Source organism: Paenibacillus lentus (genome assembly GCF_042714055.1).
GTDB classification, from domain to species: domain Bacteria; phylum Bacillota; class Bacilli; order Paenibacillales; family Paenibacillaceae; genus Fontibacillus; species Fontibacillus lentus_A.
Genome location: NZ_JBHGVC010000004.1, coordinates 313,329 through 338,965, shown reverse-complemented (window position 1 = coordinate 338,965; position 25,637 = coordinate 313,329). Strand labels below are relative to the sequence as shown.

The following is a 25,637-nucleotide window of genomic DNA, read 5'->3' as shown; positions in this document are numbered from 1 at the left end:
CCCGATTGCATGAAGTTTAAATGAGGGATTTATGAAGATGGAATGGGGAAATGAATAAGTACGCCAAGCCTTTGCGGGGATATCATTTTATTCCATGAATAGTTAAAAGATGATGGAGTAACATTAACCTCAAACTAATATTTGATCCAATCCTCGAGAAAAGGGGAGTACCTATGCCTGAATCCGTTATAAATGGATACAAGATGCACTACATTGATCGCGGAAAAGGAACAGCCATCGTATTCATCCATCCCCCGGTGTTAACAAGCAAGAATTTTAAATATCAAATTCAGCACTTGTCAGCCCGTTTTCGAACCGTCGCTTTTGATATCAGGGGTCATGGCCAAAGCCAACCTTCCGAGGAAAGCGTCACTTATCCCTTAATAGTCGAGGATATCAAGAAGCTGATGGATGAGTTGAAGATTGAAAAGACTTTTTTATGCGGCTATTCGACAGGTGGTTCCATCGTACTCGAATTCTTGTTAACGTATCCTGATCGTGCATTAGGCGGTGTTGTAATCGGTGGAATGTCAGAAGTAAGCGACAGGAAGTTAAGAAACAGAATACGGCTCGGCTCTGTCATTTCCCGTGTCGGCGCGGTCGGCACGCTCGCCCTATCGATCGCCTGGAGGCAGGCGAGAGCAAGGCTGTCCCTATGGCGGTTATTATATAACGATGCCAAAAAGGGAAACGCTAAAAATGCCGATCAGTATTATCAATATAGTTTGGGCTATAATTGCACGGCACGATTGGGGAGTATTGCCCATCCCGTTTTGTTGGTTTACGGAGAGAAGGACAAAGGATTCTATCGTTACGCCCAAATGCTTCATCAGCAATTGCCGAACAATGAGCTCGTTTTTATTAAAAAAATCAGCCATCAAATACCTACAAGGGCAGCGAAAACATTAAATGAGCTGATCCAGCAGTTCCTTGCCAGCCAGAACAGCTAAATCATTCTTGCTTCACAGGTCAAAACCCTCGCCAGACGGCGAGGGTTTTGATTTGGATTCATTCGATTGGGGTTCTTGAATCCGCATTGAAATTTTACGATGCAAATCAAGCTAATGTTGCCCTAGCATCCTTACCCCTTCAAGCCCGTCGTCGAAATGCCCTCAACAAAGTATTTCTGGGCGAAGAAGAACAACAGGATACAAGGCACGATGCTGACGACGGACATGGCCAGCACCTGGTTCCAGGATACGGCCGACGAAGCATCCAGCGACAGCCGGAGACCGAGCGATACGGTAAACTTTTTCACGCTGCTGATGTAGATAATCGAGTTGAAGAAGTCATTCCACGTCCACATAAACTGGAAGATACCCACGGAGAATATCGCCGGCTTGCACAGCGGCAGCAGTACCCGGGTCAGCACCGTAAACGAGTTGCAGCCGTCAATGGTCGCGGCTTCATCCAAGTCCCGGGGCAGGCCGCGCAGAAACTGGATCATCATGTAGACGAAGAAGGCGCCCGTGGCGAAAGCCGCCGGAATAATGAACGGTAAATACGTATCCAGCCAGTTCATTTTGTTAAACAAAATGTACCGCGGAATCATGATTGAAGCGTTCGGGAGCATCAAGGTCGCGATCATGATCGAGAACAACAACGTTTTCAAAGGAAACTCGAATCTCGCAAAGCCATACGCGACAATAATGCTCGAAATAATCGTGAACACCACCGTCGGTACGACCAGGATCAAGGTATTGATGAAGAAATCCTGAAAGCCATACTGTCCCGTTCCCTGCCAACCCAAAGCATAGGAATCCCACACATAAGTCGTGGGCAGCAGCTTGCTGGAGCCGAAGATATCAGCATTCGTCTTGAATGAAGACGCAAACAGCCAAATGAGCGGGTATACCATAATGAAGCCGAGAACGATCAGAAAACTATAATTGAGCATGGTGTTCGTCTTGCTGCTGGATTCTCTCATGATTTATCCTCTCCCGTCCTCGTAATATACCCAGCTGTTGGATGTTTTGAAAATAATAGCGGTAACCACCATAATGATTACGAACAAAATCCACGATAAAGCCGAGGCGTAGCCCATCTTAAAGAAGCTAAAAGCTTCTTCATATAGCTTCAAGGCGTACAGGAAGGTCGATTTCATCGGCCCTCCATTCGTAATGACGAATGCGCCGGTAAATTCCTGAAAGGCATTGACCATCTGCATGACCAGGTTGAACAATACGATCGGCGTAAGCAGCGGGACTGTGATTTTGAAGAACATGCGCGGCTTCGATGCTCCGTCAATCGCTCCGGCCTCGTACAAATCGTTAGGAATTTGCTGGATTCCCGCCAGGAACAGCACCATCGACGAGCCGAATTGCCATACCGTCAGCAGCCCCAGCGTATAGAGGGCCACATCCGGACTGCCGAGCCAATCGACCGGGCCGATATGAAGATAGCCCAGCATATTGTTGATGACCCCTTCCTTCATAAAAAGGAAGCGCCACAGCACAGAAATCGCTACACTTCCGCCCAGTATGGAGGGCAGATAATAAACGGTTCTGAAGAAGTTGATTCCTTTCAGCTTAGCGCTGAGCAGCATCGCAATGAAGAGGGCGAAGGCCAGCTTCACCGGCACTGCGAGCAGAACGTAAATCCCCGTGACCTTCAGTGATTGGTAGAAGTCAGGGTCGGCCGTAAAGATCTTTTTATAGTTTTCCAGGCCGATGAATTTAGGCGTGCTTACCATGTTATAATCCGTAAACGAATAATACAGGGATGACAGAAACGGATAGAACTGAAAGACGAGCAGGCCTATAATCCATGGTGCAATGTATAATAGTCCGATGTACTGATAGTTTTTCTTGGCTTTTACCTTTTGTCCCGTTTTATTTTGAGTCTTGGCCAATACCGAATGTGATACAGACATAGCGGACTCTCTCCCTTCCTATCCTCTAAAGCTCTATTTATTGTCTGGCTTTGACTTCGTCCAGCTTGGAGGTCAAGCTGGAAATGAGCTCATCTGCGGCTTGCTCCGGCGTCGCTTTGCCATAGCTTACTTTTTGAATCACGTCCTCCAATACCTTCTGTACTTCGGAGTTGTTCGCGATACTGTTGTCTACGATGCCTGCATGGCTCAAGCCAAGCTCCACCGCATTCGTAATGGCCGCATCGATCTTGCCTGCCGCCACGGCTGCCTCTTGTGCCGACTTGACCGGCGGAACCGAACGTACGTCGCCAAGAATAGCCGCTGCCTCCGAATCGTTCATGAACCAGTTCAAGAACTTGACAGCTTCATCCTGATGCTTGCTCTTATTGCTGACGGCGAACAGCTGCGATGGTCTTACCAGCACGCCCGTATCCTTGGCGTCCTTCGCGATGACCGGAAGACCCGTTACGATTTCAACATCCTCGGGCAGTACCGTTTTGAGCGACAGAAGCGTACTGCTCATCGATGGAGCCATCGGAATTTCTTGATTGATCCATTTAGGATTCTGGTCGATCTTGCCAAAGAAGAGATCACTTTCTCCGATCGGCTGATACACTCCAGCTTCCATCGCTTTGCGAAGCCACTCGAAGCTGGCCGCCGCATCCTCCTTGCTAAAGCCTACCGTGTAATCTTCATTGACCCATTGATTGCCTGTACGCTGCTTCAGCATCGTGACGATATCCTGACGCAGAGCTGCGTGGTCGGCGAGCAGTAAATATTTAGAGCTGTCCTCGGCATGCAGCTTCTTCCCTGCTTCGTAAATGGAATCCCAGTCCCACTGTGCATCGGATGGAAGGCCCAGCTTGTCTGCCAGCGTTTTATTAATGATCATGCAGTAAGCATTGACTCCCGTAGGAACTGCAACAAGCTTGCCGTCATACACGCCGAAATTGCTGAGGAAATTCTGGTCAAATCCGGAGGCATCAAAATCCGAATGACCCTTCAGATCAACAAAGAAGTCGCCTTTGCTCGTCAGCTCCTGCAGCCATGGCAGGTCAAGCTGGATAATATCCGCGGAGGTTCCTCCCGACAATTGAGTTTTGATCTTCTGTTCATAGCCGTCAAAGCCTTGGTATTCGGCTTCGATAGTTACGTTCGGCGCAATTTGCTTGTAGGCCTCGATCGCTGCCAAGGTAGCCGCATGGCGATCCTCTCCGCCCCACCAGCTGAAGCGCAAGGTGACTTTTTCATCGGCGGCCTTGTCCCCGGCTGTATTGCCTTTAGCAGAATCGCTATTCCCCGAGGAGCAGCCGCCAAGAATGGATAGAATGAGTGCAACAGCAATCAATAACGCCCCTACTTTTTTTCTCTTCATCGTGCATTCTCCTTTTGACCAATTGGTGTAAGCGCTTTTAATTATAGACCTCGCCCGCGGCTTTTTTAAGGTAGCTGATCTTAGAAAAAGGTATCATTTAACACGCTCTTTTCCTGGAAAGGTATCCTGTTGTTGTGAAATGAATCATTTTTACAGATGTTGAACTTGTCAATTAAATCGCTTACATAGGAAAGCAGCCAATCTGCTATAATTCAGATGAAAGCGATAACTTTACATCAATGCGTCGTGGGGTGGTATCATGTATAACCTGTTGATTGTAGACGATGAGGCTGAGACACGCGAAGCCTTATCGAGCTATTTTCCTTGGGGTGAGGTAGGATTTCATGTCGTCGGGCAAGTCAACAATGGACAAGAGGCGCTTCATTTCTTAACGGGAGAAGAGCGCGTCGATGTCGTCCTTACCGATATTAAAATGCCTGTCATGTCCGGCGTCGAGTTGGCGGAAAGACTGTATAACAGTCAGCGGCACATCAAAATCGTGTTTATCAGCGGATACCGTGACTTTGAATATGCCCAGAAGGCCCTGCACTACCGCGTAAAAAATTATGTGCTTAAGCCAGCCAAATACCATGTGCTTATGGATGTATTCCTTAAAATTAAAGAGGAGCTGGAAGCTGAAAAGGCCGGGTCAGAGCCTAAGCTGGACGTCGAGCACTTCAAAAACGACGAAAGTCTGGTTATTCATAAAATAAAATCCTATGTGCAGAAAAACTATAAGGATGCTTCTTTGGAAGAAGTCGCACGGCTGGTGCATATGAACGCCAACTATCTCAGCTTTTTTTTCAAGCAAAAGACGGGGCAAAATTTCTCCGATTATTTAATCCGAACAAAAATGGAGGTCGCGGTACATCTTCTGCAGGACGTCAGCTACAAGACGTATGAAATCAGCGAAATGGTCGGGTACAGCAATGCCAAAAATTTCACGCGAACCTTTAAAAGCTATTATGGAAAAACGCCAAGCGAATATAGAAATGGCACCGTCGCGCCATGAGAGAAAAGTATTTCATCAAGCATCTGGCCACCTTTCTCATTCCGCTGCTTGTGCCTATTATCATTCTTGGCTCTCTGTCGATGGTAACCTCGCAGCATGATATCCGAGCCGATATCAATCAGAACAGCAGCTTTTTGCTGAAGCAGTCGCAGACCCAGCTGGAAATGATTCTAAATGAACTGGACACGCTGTATCTGGCATTATATGACAATAAGGAGATTTTTAACGAGTTGTCTGCCGTATTAATTAACCCGTACTACACGTATGAGAGCTCTACCTCCAACCGAATCATTTCCAGCTTTTTAAATGCCTTCACCAGCTCCAAGCCTTATATCCAATCCTTCTATCTTTATGTCGATAACCCGCATCAGCGCTTTCTCTCCTCCGTCGACGGCCTGGTGACGCTGGATCATTATTACGATACGGCCTGGTACGAGCAGTTCATGAACTATGCCGGCCCGCCTAAAAAGTGGACAACGCGCAGGGATATCCGTTTTTATGATTTTGAGAAGAGCCCGACAGCGATCGTAACGTTCTACAATGTGCTGGTGCCACAAAAAATAGGCATCATCCTTAATATTCGCCCAAAATATATCGAAAATATTCTCGATGACATTACGACTTACGAGGGGCAGAAATTATTCGTATTGGATGAGGCGAACAACGTAATTTTCTCCAATCATCACGGGGATTTTTTTCAGGATCAAGACATAGATTGGATCGCCGATCAATCCTCGGCATTCTTTGATATGAAGACCTCGCAGGGCTTGGTCAATATCACTAAGGTAGAGTCGGAGCTCTACGGATGGAAATATGTATCGGCTATCCCTCATTCCGAGCTGTACAAGACGCCGACGCGTATTTTCAATTACACGCTGCTTTTTGTAGCGCTTGCGGTGGTTTGCGGCTTTATCCTAACTTATTTTGTCGTGAGCCGCAATTACAAGCAGCTGAGAATGATCCGCACACTGATCAAATCGGCTGAGGATCGCCATGTGCCGTTGAAGCCGCCGGGGAAAGTCAGGGACGAATACTCGTATATTCTTCATAATATGATTACGCACTTTATTGAGCATCGGTATATCCGCACACAGCTTCTGGAGAAAAAATACCGGCTGCAGGTAATGGAGCTGCTCGCGCTGCAATCGCAAATCAACCCGCACTTCCTCTATAACACGCTTCATTCCGTGTATTGGGAGTCGGTCGCATTGACGGGTAAGCCGAATAAGGCAAGCGAAATGATTGAGGATCTATCCGATATTCTCTCCTATTCCTTCAGCAATCCGACGAAATCGGTCACCTGGGGCGAGGAAATCGCCAATGCGGTCAGCTATATCAATATTCAGAAGAAAAGATATAAGGATAAATTCGACGTCATCTTCGAATATGAAGAGGAAGTTACAGAGCTGTATACGATGAAGCTGCTCCTGCAGCCGCTGCTGGAGAATAGCATTTACCACGGCATCAAGGAGAAGGAAGGGCCTGGACTGATTAAAGTGAAGCTCACCTGCAAAGAAGGGAGGCTGCGCGTTATCGTCATCGATAACGGTACCGGCATCGAGCCGGAAGCGCTGGATGAAATCAGACGCCGGCTTGATGCCGAGGAGGATCGGACGAAGCATGTCGGCATGTTTAATACGAACAAAAGACTGAAGCTGATGTACAACCACAAGTACAGCTTCCGCATTCGCAGCAAGCCGGGGCGCGGAACAATGGTTGAAATCATCATTCCTATACAGGAAGAGCAGCATGACTAGTCATGCTGCTCTTCAGCCTGCAAGCATTGGAAGCTTGGGGTTTACGAATAGCTCTGCTTGCGGCCTTTGGGTTCACATTTTGTTCTGCTTGCGATACTGCAGCGGCGAACGCTTGGCAATCTGCTTGAACACTCTGCCGAAGTGGGCAATGCTGTCAAAGCCCGTCTCCTCGGCGATGGAGGTGATTTTAAGATCCGTCTCTTTCAGGAGCGTCTGCGCTTCCCGGATTCGCACATAGTTCAAGTACTCAATCACCGTAAATCCAGTCGTTTGTTTGAAAATACGGCATAAATACGTCTCGCTGATGTAGAAATGCTCCGCAATGCCTTGCAGGGTCAGCCTCTCCGCGAAATGGGCATTCAAATACTCGAGAATCCGGTATACCCTGCGCTGCTTCTCGCTGGATTCGGGCAGGACAGGCTCCGGCGCCGCCTCCCGAATGCGGCCAAGCAGAATAAGCAGCTGAAGCAGCAGCGTCTGCAGGTACGGCGTATAGTCCGCCGCGGCTTCCTTTTGCTCGCCCAGCATGGCATAGAGGATATCCACGATCCGTCCCTGCTCATGAACATCCGGCCGCAGCAGGAAGCTCTCTCCCTGAAACAGCGGCAGTTCGCCTACGCCCAGCTCCAGCAGCGGCTGGATGAACAAATCGTCGAAATTGACTAATATTCGCTCATGGGTTGACCGTCCCTTGCTTGTCGTCCGGTGCAGTTGGTTTTTGTTGATGAACAGCAGGTCGCCAACCTGCAGGGCGTAAATCCGGTCGTTAATGTAATAATATCGCTCCCCGGCCAGCAAATAATAAATTTCATAGCTTTCATGAAAATGGTCAGAATCCATATTAAATGTGCCGGTTCGCTTAATCTGCTCGACGTCAAAAAATGGCGCTGTCTTCATGGAATTTCCCTCAAATCATGATTAGGATAATATATGCATAGTTTTTAATCCATTGACTAAGAAACGCTTAGATTTTTGCATTTCATATACTATAAAATAGAATCAAACCAATGTAAATGGAGTGATCACCTTGTCCAAGAAAAAATATGTCATCGTAGGTGTCGGAGGCCGGGCTGAATTTTTCTATAGTGAGCTGATTACAACGTATAAAGAAACCTCGGAGCTGGTCGCCATCTGCGATGTCAACCAAACGAGAATGAATTATGCGAACAAGCTGTTGAAAGACAAATACAATTACCATGAGGTCGCTACGTACAAGGCGGAGGATTTTGACCGGATGATCGAGGAAACGAAGCCGGATTATGTGCTGGTGTGTACGATTGACCGAACGCACCATAATTATATCGTTCGCGCGATGGAGCTGGGCTGTGACGTCATTTCCGAGAAGCCGATGACCGTGGACGAGGAGAAGTGCCAGGAAATTTTCGACGCGATCGAGCGTACGGGCCGCGATCTTCGCGTTACGTTCAACTATCGCTATGCTCCCCATAATACGAAAATCCGCGAAGTCATCATGGATGGGACGCTGGGCGAAATTCTATCCGTCAATTTCGAATGGCTGCTCAACACCCAGCACGGTGCCGACTATTTCCGTAGATGGCATCGCGATAAGCGGAACAGCGGCGGATTGCTCGTGCATAAATCTACGCACCACTTTGACCTGATGAATTTCTGGCTCGATTCCAAGCCGGATACTGTATTCGCGATGGGCGACCTGCGCTTCTACGGCAAGGAGAACGCCGAGAAACGCGGAGTTACCGAATTCTATCAACGCGCTTACGGCAGCAAGGCTGCGCAGAATGATCCTTTCGCTCTGCATCTCGACCAGAACGAGCATTTGAAGAGTATGTATTTGGACGCTGAGCATGAGGACGGCTATCAGCGCGACCAAAGCGTGTTCGGGGATAATATTAGCATTGAAGATACGATGAGCGTCATGGTGAAGTACAAGAACAAGACAGTCATGAACTATTCCCTTAACGCTTATATGCCATGGGAAGGCTTTATCATTGTGTTCAACGGGACGAAGGGACGCATGGAGGTACGGATCACCGAGCAATCCTACGTCAATTCCGGCGGCAAGAAAGAAAATGAAGGCGCGCTGGAGGGCATGGAGATCATGATCTATCCTCACTTTGCGGAGCCTTACAAAGTGGAGGTTGAGCAAGGCGCAGGCGGCCATGGCGGTGGCGACCCGGTCATGCTGCGCGATATCTTCGACAAGAAGCAGGAGGATCGCTTCAATCGCGCCGCCTCCCATGTCGATGGGGCACTGTCCATCATGACAGGCATTGCCGCCAACCGCTCGATCCGCACCGGACAACCGGTGAAGGTCGATGATTTGTTCGAGGTATAGAAGCTGAAGAGCCTTCGCTGCAGACCACTGCAACGAAGGCTTTTGTATTATTAGGCAAGATCACGCTTATATGCGATATTCCCTGTGTCCTAGTGCTAACCGAAAATCACTACTAGCAAAATGGAGATCCGGTATAGATTCATGCAATGTACTGATTTTGACTAGATGGTCAGGATAAGGCAACTGATGTATTTCATGCAGTTAGTTCATCGGTTTTGGCTGTTTTAGAGGGAACTAACTGCAAAACCTACATTTAGTTTTAAGCTATTTCGACGAACTAGCTCGATTCAGGCAAACTATGCATGTTTTACATTTAGCGCATGTATTTTTTTAAAGGGCTTTAACTAGCTGTATAAAATACATTCCGCTTTTAAAAATCAGCAAAGTCGCCCAACCCAGTAAACACAACTAGCCTCGGCAAAAAGCAAAAACCTCCAAACATCTGGAGGGCTCTGCATTATATTCTACGTTCGCTAACATTCAGCTTTCACTCAATTTATTTCCGTTCATTACTACTTAATGCCTTCTTGGACTTCCTTCGCCATCTCTGGCACGGAGATCAATCCGCCTCCGGAAAGGTACCAATAGCTTGCATCAAGGTAAATGATCTTTCCGTTCTTGTAGGCATTCGTTTTCTTCACCAGATCGTTCTCTACCAGCTTGGATGCTGGTTCTGCCTCCTGGCCTGCTGAGCTGACTACAGCGTCGCGGTCGATGACGAACAAGTAGTCCGGGTTCTTCTCCGCTACGAACTCGAAGGAGATGCTTTGTCCGTGAGTGGAGGATTCGATCGTTTCGTCAACAGGCGCAATCCCGAACTCATCATGAATAATACCAAAGCCCGTGGAATCCATCGTCCCCGCTGTCGTAGGAGAGACAGCGATTTCAACAAAAAAGCTTGTAATTCTCATCCTGCTTCAGGACGAGAAGTACAAGCTGTCATCAAACTATGGAAATTAGATTCCATGTCTCTCGAAAGCCTATTTCAAGCTGATCCGGGCGCGTTCACGGGCAGATGCCAATCCGGCCTCCAGGATGCGCATGCCTTGAACGGCATCATCGGGAGTGAAGCGCTGCGGCTCTATCCCGAATACGGCTCTGGCTAAATCATCGACTTCCATGGCATAGGGATCTGACTTATCTTCACGGCCTTCCACCCGGCTCTCGCCGCGGATCGTAACCGTATAAGAAGCATCCTCACGATCTCCTACAGTAAAAGCATGCGGAATATCGATTCGCCCCTCGCTGCCTACGATCTCCAGCAGCTGGCGAGGCTCGGTCCACATGCCGCAATCGAACGTTAAAGCCAAGCCATCAGCGAATTCTACGACCCCCGCCGCCATCATATCCACTCCGTGATGCTCTTGCGAGAACTGGGCATGCACAGTGATTGCCTCGGGCTCCTGTCCGAGAATAAACCGCGCTGCACTGATCGGGTAGCAGCCTACATCATAAAGGGAGCCCCCGCCCCATTCTGGACGCAGCCGAATGTTATCCAGATCCTCGGCGTTATTATAGGTGAATGCACCGCGAATTAAGCGCAGCTTGCCCAGTTCTCCGCTCTCAATAATTTCCCGGATTCTCATCCAGCGCGGATGATGCCGATACATAAATGCCTCGGCAAGGATAACGCCTTTCCGTTTGGCAACGGCAGCCATTTCTGCAGCTTCTTCGCTGGTAAGCGCAATCGGCTTCTCGCAGAGCACATGCTTGCCCGCCTCCATGGCACGGATGGCCCACTCCTTATGTAAATGATTCGGAAGCGGAATATATACAGCATCAATGCTTGTATCTTCAATAAGCTCCTCATAGCTGCCATAGGCTGCAGCTATGCCGAATTGCTCTGCTACCGACTTGCTCTTCTTCAAATTCCGACTTGCAACCGCTGCCAGAACGCCGTACTCCGACTTTTGAATCGCCGGCATAACCAAGTTGATGGCAATCCCTGCACAGCCGAGTATTCCAAATCGAAGCTTTTTATCCATTTTTCTGTTCCCCTTTCCTAGATGCGCCTTACTTCCCCATTGTACAATCGGATTGCATCCAAGTACAGCAGACAACGTCATGGGAAGCCCCCAACTTGGACATAGTAAAGGAAGCAGCATGACCTTGCCGCAAAGGAGGCTAGAGCAAGATGGACAATCTGCATGAATTCGTAGAAAAGGTACATGACAAGCAAGAAAAGGATCGCCGCAACAAAGAGCGCCACGGAAAGGGCAATCCCGCAGGCCAACTCGCGACCAAGCAGCATGGCACGCAAAAGTAAGCTCCATGGCAAAGGGCCATTCTCAGCTATTGTCTGAGGAATGGCCCTTTGGACTAATTCTCACCGATGCAGGTGTCAAAAGGAGCTATTTCCGCTTCTCACTGTCAATATACTCATTCGGAACGTCGCCGCCCTGCGCGCTGTGGTTCTTGAACTGGCTCAGGCGACCATTGCCGCCCTCTCCGCCGTTTCCCGTTGAGCGGTTCTGTCCATTGCTGCTGCCATTCCCTGCTTGCTTTTGAATTTCCAAATTGGGATCCGTCATCATCAAGCACCTCCTGCATGAAATGTCCTACCAGAACTGAAGACTAGATGTTCGGCTATCCTCAGTTAGGGTTCGACATCGGGGCTTGTTTTATGCGGTTCATGTGTCCGTTAGTCCTTGATCGTCACCTTGACCGGGGAGTACTCTGCGATCACCGTCTGTCCGTGTATGGATACGCTGCCTTCCGGCGTCAGATCCTTCTCCGTCATAATACCGAGAGCGATCGTGAATTTATTGAACTTAATCGGAACGCCTTTTTCCCGGCGAATCTCGTTGCCGTTCACATAGAAAACGACCTCATCCTCGCTGCGGTTATACGTAATTTTGTAGTTATTGAACTCCCGCGGCTTGAAGTCGGTATCCTCCTTAAACACGCAGAAGAACCGCGTCTTATCGCTCGGCGGCACCTCGACTCCTGGAAAAGGAAGCACTGCATATACACTCGCATACTTATCGTTTCCGGCAAAGAAATCCAGCGCCGCCCCTGTAGTGAAATCCAGAAGATTCAGGGATACGTAGCCGTCGTATAGATCGCCTGGCACCGTGTTTTGCGTACGTGCCCGAATATCCAATTCGAAGCTGATTTCACCATTTTCCGGCACCGTAAATTCTTCCACGGAATAATACATGTGCTTGGCATTGTCCAAGATTTGCACATGGTCATGCTGCCGGCTGAGCGGAGCGCGTACATACAGTATGCCGTTTCGCACGATGACAACCGCATCCGGCTCGCGGTATTCCCAGAACGTACCGTCCGGCAGCGGGAATCCGCCTATTTTCCAAACCTGTCCCTCGTTAAGTATCGTATGAAAATCGCCAATTACACGTTGCTTGTCCATCTTTATCGTCTCGCTTTCCTGATGTTCTTCTGTACTTCTTATTCTGCATTATTGCAAAATCCCCTGAATCAAAAGAGCAGCCATCATCACAATACCACAGCGTATGGAGGCCTGTAATGAAGCTCCCATGAGCGGTAAATAAGCCGCTGGAGCGTTATGCTCCTTCAATCGGCCATAGACCTGGTAGAGCGGAATAGCCGTCAGAAGTGCGACTAATGCATATATGGGCAGTATCCCCAATACGATGCATAGCAATAAAAAGCCATAAGCCAGCAAGAGCAGCATCTTGGAAAATTGCAGCGCCCGCTTCTCGCCCCAAACGACGACCAGCGTATTTTTACCCGCCTGCTTGTCCGCCTGCCAGTGCAGAAAATGATGATTAAACAGCAGCAGCGTCGTCAGCAATCCGATGGGCAGCGACAGCAGCACAGAACGAAGGCTTAAGTCCCCTGTCTGCACATAATAAGAGCCCATAATGGGCAGCACGCCGAAGGACAGAAGAATCGCCACCTCGCTAAAGCCCTTGCCGCGGTATCCGAACTGAATCGGAGGCGCTACATAGAAATAAGCGATTAGTCCGCCGAGACCCCCGAATACTAGAACCGGCCAGCCGCTATACAAGCTGAGAACGAAGCCACAGAGCACGCCCAATCCTAGCAAAGACCAGGTCAGCCGGGCAAAGGTCTGCTCGGACATGATTCCACCGGCGAGAAATCCGGAATTGGTTGAAATCACCTCAGGGGTATTTTTCGCCGCCGTATCCGTCCCGTTCCGGTAATCCCATAAATCATTGATCATGTTGGAAAACAGATGTGCCGCTCCCGCACCGATCAGTGTAATAATGAAAAGCACCGGATGAAATTCCCCTTTCCATACAAAAGCGCCCAGCGCTCCAAGAAAAACAGGAATAAGCATGACGGGAATGACCTGAAACCGGGATGCCTTTCTGAACAAAGTCCATTTATTCACCCGCCACCTCACGCTCCTTCACATAAAATAACTCAACTTTCGCACTTAGAATAGTGACTTAAATCCTTATGGCCGTAAGAAGAATTCAAATGATTTATTCATATTGACAAAAAACACCTCGCTTGTTTGGTATCATGGAAGTGCGAACAACCATGTCAACAAGAAAGGTGTGTAACCCTTCCCAAATCGAATGCAAACGACATCAAAGGCTCCGTCATCGTACACACAGGTTGTGGTCTGCCTGTGAAGCTTGTTTTTGTACGCAATCGGAATAAAAAACGGGAATGGCTTGCGATCTTAAGTATAACGTAACGCTAGATGCAGCTGAAATCGTACGAATCTACGACATGCGCTGGATACAAACGGCGTCAATCGAATGATGACCGGACGCGGGGAGGACTCTTTTTTCTCTTTGCGGATATAGTCCGTGATCTGGAGGATTTCCACCTGCTAAACTTCACAACCTAGGCTTGGTCGCACCGAAAGTTGAGTTAATTATAATAATCCTAATAAATAGCTATTGGCCCATAAGGACCATCGAGAATTTCTATTTTCGTTTCAAATATATTTGTCAAGACTTCTGGGTTCATAACCTCTTCTACTGTTCCAAAAGCGGCAATTTGTCCATCTTTCATAGCACAAATTCTATCAGAATATTTGGCTGCAAAATTGATATCATGCATGACAGTCAGAATTGTTCTTCCAAATTCATTAGCAGCATGCCTCAAATGTTCCATCATTTGAACAGAGCGAGCAACATCAAGATTGTTCAGAGGCTCGTCCAAAAGTACATATTCAGTCTCTTGACACAAAACCATTGCTACATATGCCCTTTGCCTTTGACCACCAGAAAGCTCATCTAAATATCTATTTTCCAGATTAGTCAAATCTAAAAAATCGATATATTTAGAAATAATAGCCTCATCCTCTTTAGTTAATCTTCCCTTTGAATAAGGAAAACGTCCAAATCCAGCTAGTTGCCTAACCGTAAGCTTCGTTACAAAATGGTTTTCTTGACGCAAAATAGTCAAGACTTTTGCTAAGTCTTCTGATTTAGTTTTAGAAACATCCATATTGGCCACCGTAATTTGGCCTTCATCCATATTCAAAAGTCTTCCGATCATCATAAGTGTCGTGGACTTTCCAGCGCCATTTGGCCCAATTAAAGAAGTAAGACCAGCTTTTGGTATTGTAATATCCAAAGGTCCTATTTTTACCTCATCAGTATACAACTTTCTAACATTATCAATCTTTATCATAGAGCCCTCTTCCTTAAGATTACAATTAAAAATGTTATTCCACCAAACAGTTCGATAATAATTGAAACAACACCTTGAGCATTGAATACATGATACATAAAAAAGTATGCACCCGTTATTATCAAAAATCCGATAGCAAAAGCCATTGGAAAAATATATTTGTGATCATAAGTTGGCGCTGCTAGATAACTCAAAGTTGCAACTAAAAATCCATAGAATGTAAGTGGTCCAACTAAAGCCGTTGAAATGGACATCAATATAGAAACTAATACAAGAGCATAAATTACACTAAATTTATGATTAACTCCTAAAGAAGGGGAGACATTCTTCCCAAGTGACAATACATTTAATTTCTTGGAATAAGCAAAAAGAAGGAATGCTACAATTATTACAATTGGAATTGCAATAGGAAAATAGCCAGCATCCGCATTATTGACAGAAGCAAATAATCTTGCCTGTAAAATATCAAACTCAGACGGCGCAAGAAGTCTTCTCATAAAAGATGATAGAGACCTCAGCCCAACTCCAATAATAATCCCCACCAAAAGCATAATTTGTAAATTTCCATACTTTCCAGAAAGCAGCCATCCATAAAGGATCAAACACAGCAAAACCATAAGGACAACTTGAAATACGAATGATCCAACACCAGTAAAACTTATAAATGCACCAACACCAAAGAAAAACATGGTACTCGTATGAATTGCTGAGTAAAGTGCTTCAAAACCTAAAAGTGAAGGAGTTATAATCCTATTATTCGTAATCGATTGGAAAGCGACGGTCGCCAAACTCTGACAAATTGCTGCAATAATCATCGCACCAAGAGCTACCAGCCTTCTTTTAACAACCGGGATAAAAGAAGGAGAATCTACTGGAACCGGATTGTTATAAACTAAAAGTCCATACGAAGAAAAAATGCCCAGTGCAATCAATGCTATCAGCAAAATCCAATAACGTTTTTCTTCTTTCTTAGAACGAAAAGCTCTGGCTGATCTATTTTTATTATGAAGGCTAGGATCGATTTTGACATTTTCTTTATTACTATATTCTAATGCGTTCATCGTAGCCTCCTCTGTCTCAATAAAATAACAATAAATACGACTGCTCCTACTGTTCCAAGTATTAAAGAGACAGGTACTTCAAAAGGCATTATAATTGTTCGAGAAATGATGTCACAAACAGTTATCGTGCCCATTCCTATCACACATACCCAGGGCAAATTACTCCTCAGATCATCTCCTCTATACATGGAAACAATATTCGGTACGATTAAACCTAAAAAAGGTAAATTTCCAATAACAGCTGCAACAATTCCAACGGCAAAAGAAATAAGACCAGTACCAATAAGAATGATCCTATTATAATTTACTCCAAGACTTGTTGAAACATCTTCCCCTAGTCCAGCTAAAGTCAATCGATTAGCATAAATAAAAATAAATAAAGTAACAACAACAATGATCCATAGATACTCATATCTTCCAACCTGAACCGCAGCAAAAGAACCTACAAACCAGCTTTCAATATTTTGTGTCATTTGAAAAACGAGTCCAATAAATGTGGAAATCGCGGATATGATTGCTCCAAGCATCATCCCGATAATCGGAACAATTAAAGACGAGCGTAGTTTAACTCTTCTTAGAAACAAAAAGAAAATCATTGTTCCTATAAAAGAAAAAATGATTGCCCCCGTCATTCTTAGGACTAAAGTTGGCGCTGGAAATAACAGATAAACAAAAAGAAGCCCCAAACCTGCCCATTCAATCGTTCCTGTTGTAGTAGGTTCAACTAAACGATTCTGTGTAATAAGCTGCATGACAAGTCCCGCCATTGACATTGCAGCTCCAGTCAGCATTAGTGCAGTTGTTCTTGGAACACGAGTGATGAAAAACATTTCCATTCCATCGTCTTGCCCTCGTATATCATAAACTCCAGTAAACAGTGATATAATACCTAAAATAAAAACAACTATAATCGCTAATATAAAGGGTTTTGTCCATATCTTATTGTGATTATAACGCTGGGGTTGAGCGTTCCCAACCCCAGCATTTTTTTGTATTATATTCGGCACTACCTCATACTCCTTTATACACTACTTAGCTAAAGTACTTGCAAGATTCTCAAATAACTCTAGATAAGTTTGTATTGATTCATTTGTATAAGTGTCGTCTGGTGCATACACAATCTTTCCTTCAGAAACAGCCGTTGTGTTTTTAAGGGCAGGCGAATTATCAATAACGTCTTGAGCAGGAGTAGCACCCTCTGTAGAAGATACTGCAGCATCACGATCTAGTACAAAAATCCAATCAGGATTACTTTGTGCAATCGCTTCAACAGAAACTTCATCACCTTGATGATCTGAAGAAGATTTGTCAACTTCTAATGCTGGAACCCATCCAAAAATTTCATACATTGGGCCCCAAACACGTCCAGAATGAGGAGCTGAAAAACCAATATTTCCACCAGAAACGATGACACTCATAACTGTATCTGTTCCATTATAGGCAGACTTAGCCTTTTCGATCGCTTGATCAAAATCAGCTGTTAATTTTTCAGCTTCTGCATTTTTATCAAAAATTTGACCTAATGCGAGTGTAGAATTCTTAAGTCCGTTTACTAAGTTTTCTCCAGGTGTAGCAGCTGCCTCAGAAACATCAAAATTAAGATCAATAACAACTGCATTTGGCACTATTTTCTTTATATCTTCATAAAAACCAGCAAATCTTTGGCCGACAATTACAAGTTCAGGATCTGCGGCTGCTAGAATTTCAAGATTTGGTTCACGATGATTTCCAATATCCTGAACTGAATTATCAGCTACATATAGTGAGTCCGCAGGCATTACAGGCTTTGGAGCAGCTGCTAATTCAATTCCCCAATCAGCTAAAGTTTCAAAAGTTCTGCTATCTAAAGCAACTACATTCTTCGGATTTACAGGAACAGTAACCGTTCCATGGGCATCAGTGATTTCAACCGTTGCAACTTCAGTAGAATCGTTTGCTTTTCCATTCGTTTCTGTTTTACCAGCTTCATTACTTGAATTTGAACAAGCTGCCAGCATCAAAACCAAAATTGCCATAAAGACCGTAACTTTAAACTTCCTCATTTCTTGTACCTCTCCCTTTATATATATGCTTATAGTCAAACAGATTATTGAATTGATGAAATTAATATCTATGTTATACTTTTGTGCCGACTTAAATAATAATTATCTCTATTTCACATAGTGCACAGCAACAACACAATAATGATATTGATAATGATTATCAATTTCAATAACCTAATCAAGTATACCAAATCAAAAAAACATTATCAACTATTTTTTGCTGTCTGCCTCAAATCTTGAATCTTCTCTATCCCCTGAAGCTAATGGTGCATTTCTGGCTCTTCGCCGCTAGCAGTAATTTGATCGAATAGCCCTAGTATTGTTTAATAGAATCTTTGAAAATCGGTCAAGGGAATTGGTTTCAGGTGTGAGTGATGCGTGGCTCCAGGCTGTAGCCAGTTCTTTTCTTACTTCAAGGCGAAGTTTAATTTGCCCACAAGAACGTACACCATGGCGATGAGGCCAGAGGTGACGGTCATCCTCTGTTCTTCTCAGACCGGTACCCGCGGGCCTTCCGCTTGGCGGCCTGGAACAAGCTGTTTCCCCCTTCGAGAAGGCCATTCGTCAGCTTGGATGAGAACCAGCGAATAACATCGTCGTAGTAGCTTTGCAGCATTTTAGCAACTTCAATCATGGGTGTTAAGCGGCAACGCAGTCCCCACTGGATCCAGTCTTTCAAGACCATCGGCGCGATCACTGCTGGATATTTCCTGCACTGCTTACGGTAAAATTTTGTGCTTCCTCCTAAACGGCTAGACCAAAGTCTAGTTTTTTTCTTCCCCAGAGACCGAAGATGACATTAAATGAATATAGTATGCTAAACGTAATTCAATACATATGTAAAGGAGAAACAATATGAATCGTATGTCTTGGCTTGGACCGTTAATGATCTTAGCGGGTATTTACCTATTTTTCTTCCATAAGGAAGCCGTGTCGATGGGCAGCCTGTTTGGCAACTTCTGGCCTACCTTGTTCGTTATACCGCTAGGGCTTTTCTTTCACTGGATGTACTTTTCCCTAACCGCCCGCCGCGGAATCGGCCTGCTCATTCCAGGAGGCATCCTGTTCACGGTCGGCATCGTCTGCCAGCTCTCCACTTTATTCGATAGCTGGGAATATCTGTGGCCCGGGTTCATTCTCGCTCCGGCAGTCGGATTGTTTGAATTTTACTGGTTCGGGAACCGGAACAAGTGGCTGCTGATCCCGATCAATATTCTAGGCGTGCTGTCGTTGCTCTTCTTTGCCGTGATCTCCTTCGGGGCGCTTTATAATCGTGTAGTATTTGGACAGCCTGTCCTCGCAGTTGCCTTGATTGCCATCGGTGCGGGAATCATGTTTGCCCCGAAAAAAAATAAATTCTAGAACCGTTTGACAACAGGTTAGCCTCCCTTATATAATCAGCTTAAGATATACCCAACGTTGGATATTTTAATTTCATCTCTAGATCACAAAGGATGATGGTAAGGTGACTAACCTGATCTTGCTGGCCCTGCTGCGCGAACGACCGATGCACGGCTACGAGCTCCAGCAGCTTATCCAGAACAGCCGCATGGATACCTGGACGAATCTATTATCGGGCTCGATTTACTACGCGCTCAACAAAATGGAACAGGACGGTCTCCTGCGAACGGAAGCGGAGGAGCGGACGGGCGCACGCCTGCGCAAAATATATGCGATAACCGAGGCCGGCGAGGAAATGTTTCAGCAAATGCTGCGGCAATCCCTGACCTTATCGCCCCACTCCGTCAAATCGGATTTCTCCCTCGGTCTGATGTGGATCGAGCAGCTTCCGCCGGAAGAAGCCATTGTCCTCCTGCAGCAAAATCTGCAGCAGCTGGAGGAAACGCTGGATCTATGGCGCGTCGGCAAAGAAATTAAAGGGCAATACGGCCTTTCTCCTTTTGCCGTGGCCTCCTTCGATAATGCGATGGCTTTACTGGAGCTGGATATTCAATATGTGAAACGCATTATTCAGCTTGTAGAGCAAAAGCCGACAGAGATCTCCTGAACGTCATAAGCAAGAAGCCTGCTCTGGCCTCATGATGAGCACAGCATAGCAGGCTATTTTTTCACCCTTATATCCAACGTTGGATATATAATATTGAATAAGGAAGTGAGTTCAATGAGCTTTTTAATTCAAGCGCAGGGGCTAACCAAAATTTATCGAAAACAACGCGTCGTCCACGACATCAGCCTAAGCATTCATCCAGGAGAAGTCATAGGGATCATCGGGCCAAATGGGGCTGGCAAGTCGACGACACTTGATTTGCTGCTGGGGCTCCGCTCCCCAGACAAGGGCACCGTAGAGTATTGGTGTCATGAGCCGTATCGACATATCGGCGTGCAGCTGCAATCCACTCCGTTCTTCCCCGGTTATAGCGCCCTGGAAAATATGCGCCTATTCGCCGCCTTCTACGGAGTACGGCTAAAAACAGACGCCATACTGGACATTCTCGAACGCTGCGGGCTCAAGGACGCCGCCAAAACGGATGCAAACCGTCTATCCGGCGGACAGCAGAAGAGGCTCGCCATCGCCATGACCCTCGTTCATAATCCCAGCCTCGTATTCCTCGATGAGCCGACGGCCGCGCTTGATCCTCGGGCACGCCGCGAAATACGGGAGCTTATTGCGAAGCTTGCGGATAATGGAACGTCCATCGTATTCACATCGCATGATATGGAAGAAGTGTTCAAGCTGGCTACGCGAATCGTAATGATTGATCGAGGTGTATTAAGGGCAGACGGGCACCCTGAGGAGCTCTTTAAGGAATATGGAGCCGCCAGCTTGGAGGAGCTGTATGTCCAACTATCAGAACCTGTACGTGAAAGCATCATAAAGGAGGAATTGGCATGATTACTGTTTTTACAACCATGCTGCGGGGAATGGTACGTGATATGCATACTTTGTTCTGGACGATCGCCTTCCCGATTGCACTGCTGCTTGGCTTAGGCCTCTATCATCAGCAGCCGGCTTATTCAGAAAGACTGCTCAGCGGCGTATTGACAATGAACGTGTTATTCGGCTCCACAATAGTTACCGCCTTCAACGTCATGTCGCATCGCAACCGCGGCGTATATAAGCTGCTGCGAGCTACTCCCTTCTCGACTACGGCTTTTGTAGCCGCTATGACCGGGGCAAGAACAGCGCTAGCTCTTATTGTTAACGCTGTTATCATTGCAGCTGGTAGGCTGGTGCTCGGAGTCAGCCTCAGTCCCCTCAGTCTGCTGCTGATGCTGATCGTTCTTCTGATCGGAACGGTGTGCTTCACCGCACTCGGATTCATCGCCGCCAACCTCTCCAGGGACGAGAACAACGTCAACATGATATCTAATCTGATCAGCTTTCCGCTGCTGTTCACAAGCGAAGCCTTCTACAGCCTGCAGCAAGCTCCAGAATGGATCAGAATCTTCGGTTCCCTCCAGCCCTTTTATTATCTCGTCAAGGCGATGAACCTCGCCTCGGCACAGGCTGGCTCATTAGCGGGCTTCGGGTTTTCCTTGCTGATTTTGGCAGGCTTTACCGTTATCTGCCTGGGGGCTGCCGTTATGACCTTCCGCTGGGACAACGAAGCGCCGGCACGCCGAAAGAGGATGACGCGAGCTAGCCTATTCTAGCTGCAATATTGCTGAGAGATGCCGCTCCATCTCATTACAGGCTCCAGTGCAGCATGAGCGCCGCGACACCAAGGGCAATGATGCGGGCGGCATTGGTCAGCATGAAATTTTGCACCGCAAGACCGAAGGTAAACTGCTTTGTCGGCTGATCGGAGAACCGTTTCATATTTTTCCGAACAGGAATGAGCGTCAGGAGAACCAGCGCAACTATAATCGGATGGACGCGAAGCACACACAGCACGATCAGATCGAGGTATGCGGCATAATATAATATTCGGAACAGAACAATAGCATTCGAGCGGCCAATGTAGACGGGGAGCGTATATCTTTTGTTCTCGATATCGTCCTCCATATCACAAATGTTATTTGCCAGCATAATGTTGGCGATGCCAAGAATCGCCGGAATCGAAACGAGGAAGACCAATATGACCTCGACAAGCTGGATCTGCAGCGTGGCAGCGCCTCCTGCCAGCGTCAAGGAAGCAAAGCGATCCCCCACATGAATGTATGCCGAAATAAAGATAATGACAAAGCCCATGAACAGTCCCGAGAATATTTCCCCCAGCGGCATCCGCGATATCGGGATGGGCCCAAAGGAATACAAAATGCCTACGGCAAATGACAAGCCCCCTAACAGCAGCAGCAGTAAACCAACCTCTAGAAATAAAGCGATGCCAGCGCCTACAGCCAAAGTAAGCAAGACCGCAATGATCGCGACCACAACGGACGGCCTGATATTGTATTGCACAATCGCATTATGAATTTCATAGCCATAGCCATGCTTCTTGACCGCCTTCCGGTAGTCGTAATAGTTATTGATCGCCGTAGTCGCCATATCGAAGCTTAGCAGGGAAATCAGCATCAACGCGAAGTGATAGACATTGAATTGCTGGAATCGGAATAAGGCATAGACTGTGCCAAATAAAAAAGGAATCATGCTTGCGGCTTTCGTTTGAATTTCCACCAGCTTCAGGAATTTTTTAATCGCCATAGGTACCACCCTTTAGACCATCTATAATTTGCTTTCAAAGCTTTCCAGTCTTTAAAAAGATGATATCTCACATTTTAAATATTTACTGTTCCATAAGTCATTGACATGTACATTTTTCATTCCATAGCCCTAAATTTCCGAGCGCGGTTTCCGCTATTTTCCTCTAAAAAAGAGGGTTTTTCTCAAACCGTGCCGAAATATAGGTACTACGGATTATAATTCCTCCGGGGGAGGATCAACATGACCATAAGAAGATATTTCTCTTACACAGCAGGTATTATCTTTCTAGCGGGGCTCGGGCTGGCTCTCGCCAGTGAGTATCATCCCCTTCACTTGATCTTTGGCATCTCGCTCGTCTTCACGAATCTAGTGCTGCTCCTGCTTACCCGCGTGTACGGAACGGGTTTAGGACTGTGTGCGGCGACGCTAGTATATGCCATGTCCATCTTTGTTTGGGGCAATCCGCTTTTTCAAGGGGTTCTTTGGTTAGAGATCGTCTTTCTTTGCCTATCCTGGCACTGGGGAAAGCGCTTTAGGACAACGATTGGGGCAGACTTCATTTTCTGGGTGGCCGTCGGCATTCCGATCTTCTTCCTGCTATACTATTTATCCTATCGCGCCATTTCGATGGAGATGTGGCTGATGGCAGCTGTTTATATATCGAACGGTTTGTTCAACGTACTGCTGTCCGATGCCATCTGGGAGTATCTTCCGAGTAAATATTTTCACATACATAAGGCCGCCCGGGAACAACCTGTTTACCTGAATAAATTGCTTTACCATATCATATTTTTGGCTATTGCCCTACCGTTCGTGTTCTATCTTCTCATTAACAGCAGGAATACATATGATTCTGTACGCTATAACTCTTTGCAGGTCGCCCTGCACGCATCCAACAGCATCTCCAACGAGCTCGATCGCTGGAGCCGGGATGAAATCCGCCGGCTAGAGCATCCTGGAAGGAACCAGCTCGTGGAGCTGCAGAAAATCGTAGACTTCTTCGCGGCAAACCGGAGCTATCATATCGTTATGCTCGATTCGCGGGGTGGACAGATCGTTGCGGATAGCGAGTATGATTTCGATCAGCAGTCCATAAGAAAGCTTTTGCCGCTGCTAGACAAATCGACCATACAAGGCGATTTCTACTTGCATATTCCCGAGAAACGGCTGCGACTGCTGCCGAACCAGGAATGGCAAGAGGCCAGCTATATTTACGGGACGACGCTGAAGCAGGCTCCCTTGATCCTATATGTCATGGTGCCCTTGCAACCATACCAGGAACAGGTCTACGGCCAATATTTAACGCAATTCATTTATTTGCTTCTGCTTATGATCGTGGCGGCGATTGCCAGCAGGTGGATCACCCGTCGGCTGGTTCGCGGACTATCCGAGCTCGCTGACGTTACGACCGGACTGCCGGGCAAAGTATATCATCTGCATAGCCTGGAGTGGCCGGAGAGCCGGATATATGAAATCCGTTCGCTGACTGTGAACTTCAAGCAGATGACCAATAAATTACTGAGTATGTTCCAAGAGTCGTTAAGGAACAACCAGCTCCTTCAGGAACAGACCTTCCAGCTCCAGCAATCCGAGAAGAAGCTGCAAAATCTGGCTTACTACGACGGCCTGACCGGACTGCCGAACCGCCTGCATTTTACGGAATATATCGGCTCCCTTGGCGTTCACTATGGACCGGATCATTCCTTTGCCGTCATGTTCGCCGATTTAAACCGCTTTAAGCAGGTCAACGATACTTTAGGTCATGAGACAGGCGATATTCTGCTGCAAAAGGTCGCCTCTCGCTTCTCTCTGCTAGTGAACGACCAGCTGCGGGTATTCAGGCTCAGCGGGGACGAATTCGTCTTCGTCTTCCATTACAACGATACGGCCTCCGTCCAGCAGGCGGCTCAGGCGATCTGCGATGCTTTGAATGAGCCGATCATGATCAACGATGTCGTTCTGTACGTCTCGGTGAGCATCGGAATCAGCATATATCCTTACGATGGCGATAACCTTGACCTGATCATGCGCAATGCGGATATCGCAATGTACGTAGCCAAGGAGCAAGGAGACAGCATCTACCATTTCTATGATCGGATTATCGAGAACCAACGATCTGAAAATATGAAGCTGGAGAACAGCTTGCGCAGCGCCCTCTTAACAGGACAGTTCTCATTGAATTATCAGCCTAAAGTCGATGCCCAAACGGGCCTTATCAGCGGTGCGGAAGCATTGATCCGTTGGCTTCATCCGGACTACGGCTTCGTGCCTCCCGACAAGTTCATCCCATTGGCGGAGACGTCAGGGATTATTATGGAAATCGATGAATGGGTTGTAACGGAAGCATGCCGTCAGAACAAAGCCTGGCAGGAGCAGGGGCTGCCGCGGTTTCCGATCGCGGTCAATCTTTCGGCAAGGCATTTCTATCAAGGGAATCTGATCGGCATGATTTCCCGCGTGCTTAAGAAGACCCGGCTTGATCCTCGCGATCTCATTCTTGAAATCACCGAGGGCTCGTTGATTAAGAGCGCGGAATATGTCATTAAAGTCATGACCGATTTACGCTCGATGGGCATCACCATTTCATTGGACGACTTCGGCACCGGTTATTCGTCCCTTAGCCAGCTTCAGCGTCTCCCGATCCATGAGATGAAACTGGATCGATCCTTTATTCAGGGACTTGCCCATGATCCGAAGAAATCGGCCATCGTTCGTGCCGTTATTGAGCTCGGCCATCACATGGAGCTTGATATTGTAGCCGAAGGGATCGAATCGGAAGAGGAGCTTCACTACCTGCGAAGCTTGAAATGCGATCAATTCCAAGGATATCTGTTCAGCAGGCCTTTGCCGGAGAAGGAGTTCACCCGGTTCGTAAGGCGTTGGGACGGAAGTAAGTTAAACCATTGATGGGATGGCGGCTTGATACATAATAGAAAAACCTCGCCGTCCTGGCGAGGTTTTTAATTTGCATTTTAACTTGCTTGCTGCAAGACATCCTTA

At 46.9% G+C, this 25,637-nt stretch carries 23 protein-coding genes and 3 pseudogenes; 11 read left to right on the top strand and 15 right to left on the bottom strand.

The genetic code is table 11. From position 1 onward, the window contains the following. Positions 1 to 173 precede the first annotated feature (173 nt). Complete coding sequence (locus tag ACE3MQ_RS11460; protein ID WP_379392742.1) at positions 174 to 950, top strand: alpha/beta fold hydrolase; 777 nt, start codon at positions 174 to 176, stop codon at positions 948 to 950. 131 nt (positions 951 to 1,081) lie between these two features. Here the strand turns inward: ACE3MQ_RS11460 and ACE3MQ_RS11455 are convergent, their stop codons facing one another. The 3 genes from ACE3MQ_RS11455 to ACE3MQ_RS11445 are packed head-to-tail and all read right to left on the bottom strand — an operon-like array spanning position 1,082 to position 4,247. Next, positions 1,082 to 1,927: a carbohydrate ABC transporter permease gene (locus tag ACE3MQ_RS11455; RefSeq protein WP_379392741.1), complete on the bottom strand. Its 846-nt coding sequence runs from the start codon at positions 1,925 to 1,927 to the stop codon at positions 1,082 to 1,084. Positions 1,928 to 1,930: 3 nt separating this feature from the next. Further along, a complete protein-coding gene (locus ACE3MQ_RS11450) occupies positions 1,931 to 2,872 on the bottom strand; it encodes a carbohydrate ABC transporter permease (protein ID WP_379392740.1) in 942 nt (313 codons plus the stop codon). Positions 2,873 to 2,909: 37 nt separating this feature from the next. Continuing rightward, positions 2,910 to 4,247: an ABC transporter substrate-binding protein gene (locus ACE3MQ_RS11445; protein WP_379392739.1), complete on the bottom strand. Its 1,338-nt coding sequence runs from the start codon at positions 4,245 to 4,247 to the stop codon at positions 2,910 to 2,912. A gap of 259 nt (positions 4,248 to 4,506) precedes the next feature. Between ACE3MQ_RS11445 and ACE3MQ_RS11440 the strand changes: the two genes are divergently transcribed. Continuing rightward, a complete protein-coding gene (locus ACE3MQ_RS11440; protein ID WP_379392738.1) occupies positions 4,507 to 5,259 on the top strand; it encodes a response regulator transcription factor in 753 nt (250 codons plus the stop codon). Further along, on the top strand, positions 5,256 to 7,016 hold the full coding sequence (locus tag ACE3MQ_RS11435) for a sensor histidine kinase (RefSeq protein ID WP_379392737.1): 1,761 nt from the start codon (positions 5,256 to 5,258) through the stop codon (positions 7,014 to 7,016). Before ACE3MQ_RS11440 ends, ACE3MQ_RS11435 begins: the two co-directional genes overlap by 4 nt. Positions 7,017 to 7,088: 72 nt before the next feature. Here ACE3MQ_RS11435 and ACE3MQ_RS11430 read toward each other — a convergent pair whose 3' ends face one another. Next, positions 7,089 to 7,913 carry a helix-turn-helix transcriptional regulator gene (locus ACE3MQ_RS11430; protein WP_379392736.1) on the bottom strand — a complete coding sequence of 275 codons (825 nt, stop codon included), beginning with the start codon at positions 7,911 to 7,913 and terminating at the stop codon, positions 7,089 to 7,091. 130 nt (positions 7,914 to 8,043) lie between these two features. Here ACE3MQ_RS11430 and ACE3MQ_RS11425 point away from each other — a divergent pair, with 130 nt between their 5' ends. Beyond that, the gene (locus ACE3MQ_RS11425; protein ID WP_379392735.1) at positions 8,044 to 9,330 is read left to right on the top strand and encodes a Gfo/Idh/MocA family protein; all 1,287 of its coding nucleotides are present in this window, start codon (positions 8,044 to 8,046) and stop codon (positions 9,328 to 9,330) included. Between the two features lie 512 nt (positions 9,331 to 9,842). Here the strand turns inward: ACE3MQ_RS11425 and ACE3MQ_RS11420 are convergent. Next, positions 9,843 to 10,172, bottom strand: a pseudogene (locus ACE3MQ_RS11420) (ABC transporter substrate-binding protein); the annotation flags it as partial. A gap of 138 nt (positions 10,173 to 10,310) precedes the next feature. Next, entirely contained in the window at positions 10,311 to 11,315 is a 1,005-nt protein-coding gene (locus ACE3MQ_RS11415) for a Gfo/Idh/MocA family protein (RefSeq protein ID WP_379392734.1), read from the bottom strand. A 149-nt stretch (positions 11,316 to 11,464) separates the two neighbouring features. On the opposite strand from ACE3MQ_RS11415, the gene ACE3MQ_RS11410 reads away from it, so the two are divergent. Further along, positions 11,465 to 11,596: a DUF4023 domain-containing protein gene (locus ACE3MQ_RS11410; protein ID WP_379392733.1), complete on the top strand. Its 132-nt coding sequence runs from the start codon at positions 11,465 to 11,467 to the stop codon at positions 11,594 to 11,596. Positions 11,597 to 11,681: 85 nt separating this feature from the next. Here ACE3MQ_RS11410 and ACE3MQ_RS11405 read toward each other — a convergent pair whose 3' ends face one another. The 3 genes from ACE3MQ_RS11405 to ACE3MQ_RS11395 all read right to left on the bottom strand — a co-directional run bounded on the left by ACE3MQ_RS11405 (position 11,682) and on the right by ACE3MQ_RS11395 (position 13,669). After that, the gene (locus ACE3MQ_RS11405; RefSeq protein ID WP_379392732.1) at positions 11,682 to 11,864 is read right to left on the bottom strand and encodes a hypothetical protein; all 183 of its coding nucleotides are present in this window, start codon (positions 11,862 to 11,864) and stop codon (positions 11,682 to 11,684) included. Positions 11,865 to 11,971: 107 nt separating this feature from the next. Then, the gene (locus tag ACE3MQ_RS11400; protein ID WP_379392731.1) at positions 11,972 to 12,700 is read right to left on the bottom strand and encodes a DUF6081 family protein; all 729 of its coding nucleotides are present in this window, start codon (positions 12,698 to 12,700) and stop codon (positions 11,972 to 11,974) included. Between the two features lie 48 nt (positions 12,701 to 12,748). Next, positions 12,749 to 13,669, bottom strand: a complete 921-nt coding sequence (locus ACE3MQ_RS11395) for a prenyltransferase (RefSeq protein WP_379392730.1) — start codon at positions 13,667 to 13,669, stop codon at positions 12,749 to 12,751. Between the two features lie 201 nt (positions 13,670 to 13,870). On the opposite strand from ACE3MQ_RS11395, the pseudogene ACE3MQ_RS11390 reads away from it, so the two are divergent. Beyond that, a pseudogene (locus ACE3MQ_RS11390) lies at positions 13,871 to 14,025 on the top strand (IS4 family transposase); the annotation flags it as partial. A gap of 150 nt (positions 14,026 to 14,175) precedes the next feature. Here ACE3MQ_RS11390 and ACE3MQ_RS11385 read toward each other — a convergent pair. From ACE3MQ_RS11385 to ACE3MQ_RS11365, 5 genes and pseudogenes are all read right to left on the bottom strand, one after another. Then, positions 14,176 to 14,928 (bottom strand): iron ABC transporter ATP-binding protein, encoded by a 753-nt coding sequence (locus ACE3MQ_RS11385; RefSeq protein ID WP_379392729.1) that lies wholly within the window; start codon positions 14,926 to 14,928, stop codon positions 14,176 to 14,178. Beyond that, entirely contained in the window at positions 14,925 to 15,989 is a 1,065-nt protein-coding gene (locus tag ACE3MQ_RS11380; RefSeq protein ID WP_379392728.1) for an iron chelate uptake ABC transporter family permease subunit, read from the bottom strand. The genes ACE3MQ_RS11385 and ACE3MQ_RS11380 overlap by 4 nt, the downstream gene beginning before the upstream one ends. Next, positions 15,986 to 16,987 (bottom strand): ABC transporter permease, encoded by a 1,002-nt coding sequence (locus tag ACE3MQ_RS11375; protein WP_379393084.1) that lies wholly within the window; start codon positions 16,985 to 16,987, stop codon positions 15,986 to 15,988. The genes ACE3MQ_RS11380 and ACE3MQ_RS11375 overlap by 4 nt, the downstream gene beginning before the upstream one ends. A gap of 30 nt (positions 16,988 to 17,017) precedes the next feature. Further along, entirely contained in the window at positions 17,018 to 18,031 is a 1,014-nt protein-coding gene (locus ACE3MQ_RS11370; RefSeq protein ID WP_379392727.1) for a siderophore ABC transporter substrate-binding protein, read from the bottom strand. A 407-nt stretch (positions 18,032 to 18,438) separates the two neighbouring features. Continuing rightward, positions 18,439 to 18,740, bottom strand: a pseudogene (locus ACE3MQ_RS11365) (transposase); the annotation flags it as partial. A 146-nt stretch (positions 18,741 to 18,886) separates the two neighbouring features. Here ACE3MQ_RS11365 and ACE3MQ_RS11360 point away from each other — a divergent pair. The 4 genes from ACE3MQ_RS11360 (at position 18,887) to ACE3MQ_RS11345 (ending at position 21,646) form a co-directional block, all read left to right on the top strand. After that, complete coding sequence (locus ACE3MQ_RS11360; protein WP_379392725.1) at positions 18,887 to 19,393, top strand: hypothetical protein; 507 nt, start codon at positions 18,887 to 18,889, stop codon at positions 19,391 to 19,393. A gap of 103 nt (positions 19,394 to 19,496) precedes the next feature. After that, positions 19,497 to 20,039 carry a PadR family transcriptional regulator gene (locus ACE3MQ_RS11355; RefSeq protein WP_379392724.1) on the top strand — a complete coding sequence of 181 codons (543 nt, stop codon included), beginning with the start codon at positions 19,497 to 19,499 and terminating at the stop codon, positions 20,037 to 20,039. Positions 20,040 to 20,153: 114 nt separating this feature from the next. Beyond that, a complete protein-coding gene (locus tag ACE3MQ_RS11350; protein WP_379392723.1) occupies positions 20,154 to 20,885 on the top strand; it encodes an ABC transporter ATP-binding protein in 732 nt (243 codons plus the stop codon). Then, on the top strand, positions 20,882 to 21,646 hold the full coding sequence (locus ACE3MQ_RS11345) for an ABC transporter permease (protein ID WP_379392722.1): 765 nt from the start codon (positions 20,882 to 20,884) through the stop codon (positions 21,644 to 21,646). Before ACE3MQ_RS11350 ends, ACE3MQ_RS11345 begins: the two co-directional genes overlap by 4 nt. A 34-nt stretch (positions 21,647 to 21,680) precedes the next feature. Here ACE3MQ_RS11345 and menA read toward each other — a convergent pair whose 3' ends face one another. Further along, on the bottom strand, positions 21,681 to 22,637 hold the full coding sequence (gene menA, locus ACE3MQ_RS11340; RefSeq protein ID WP_379392721.1) for a 1,4-dihydroxy-2-naphthoate polyprenyltransferase: 957 nt from the start codon (positions 22,635 to 22,637) through the stop codon (positions 21,681 to 21,683). Between the two features lie 240 nt (positions 22,638 to 22,877). Between menA and ACE3MQ_RS11335 the strand changes: the two genes are divergently transcribed. After that, positions 22,878 to 25,544, top strand: coding sequence for an EAL domain-containing protein (locus ACE3MQ_RS11335; protein WP_379392720.1), 2,667 nt, complete (start codon positions 22,878 to 22,880; stop codon positions 25,542 to 25,544). Positions 25,545 to 25,637 lie beyond the last annotated feature (93 nt).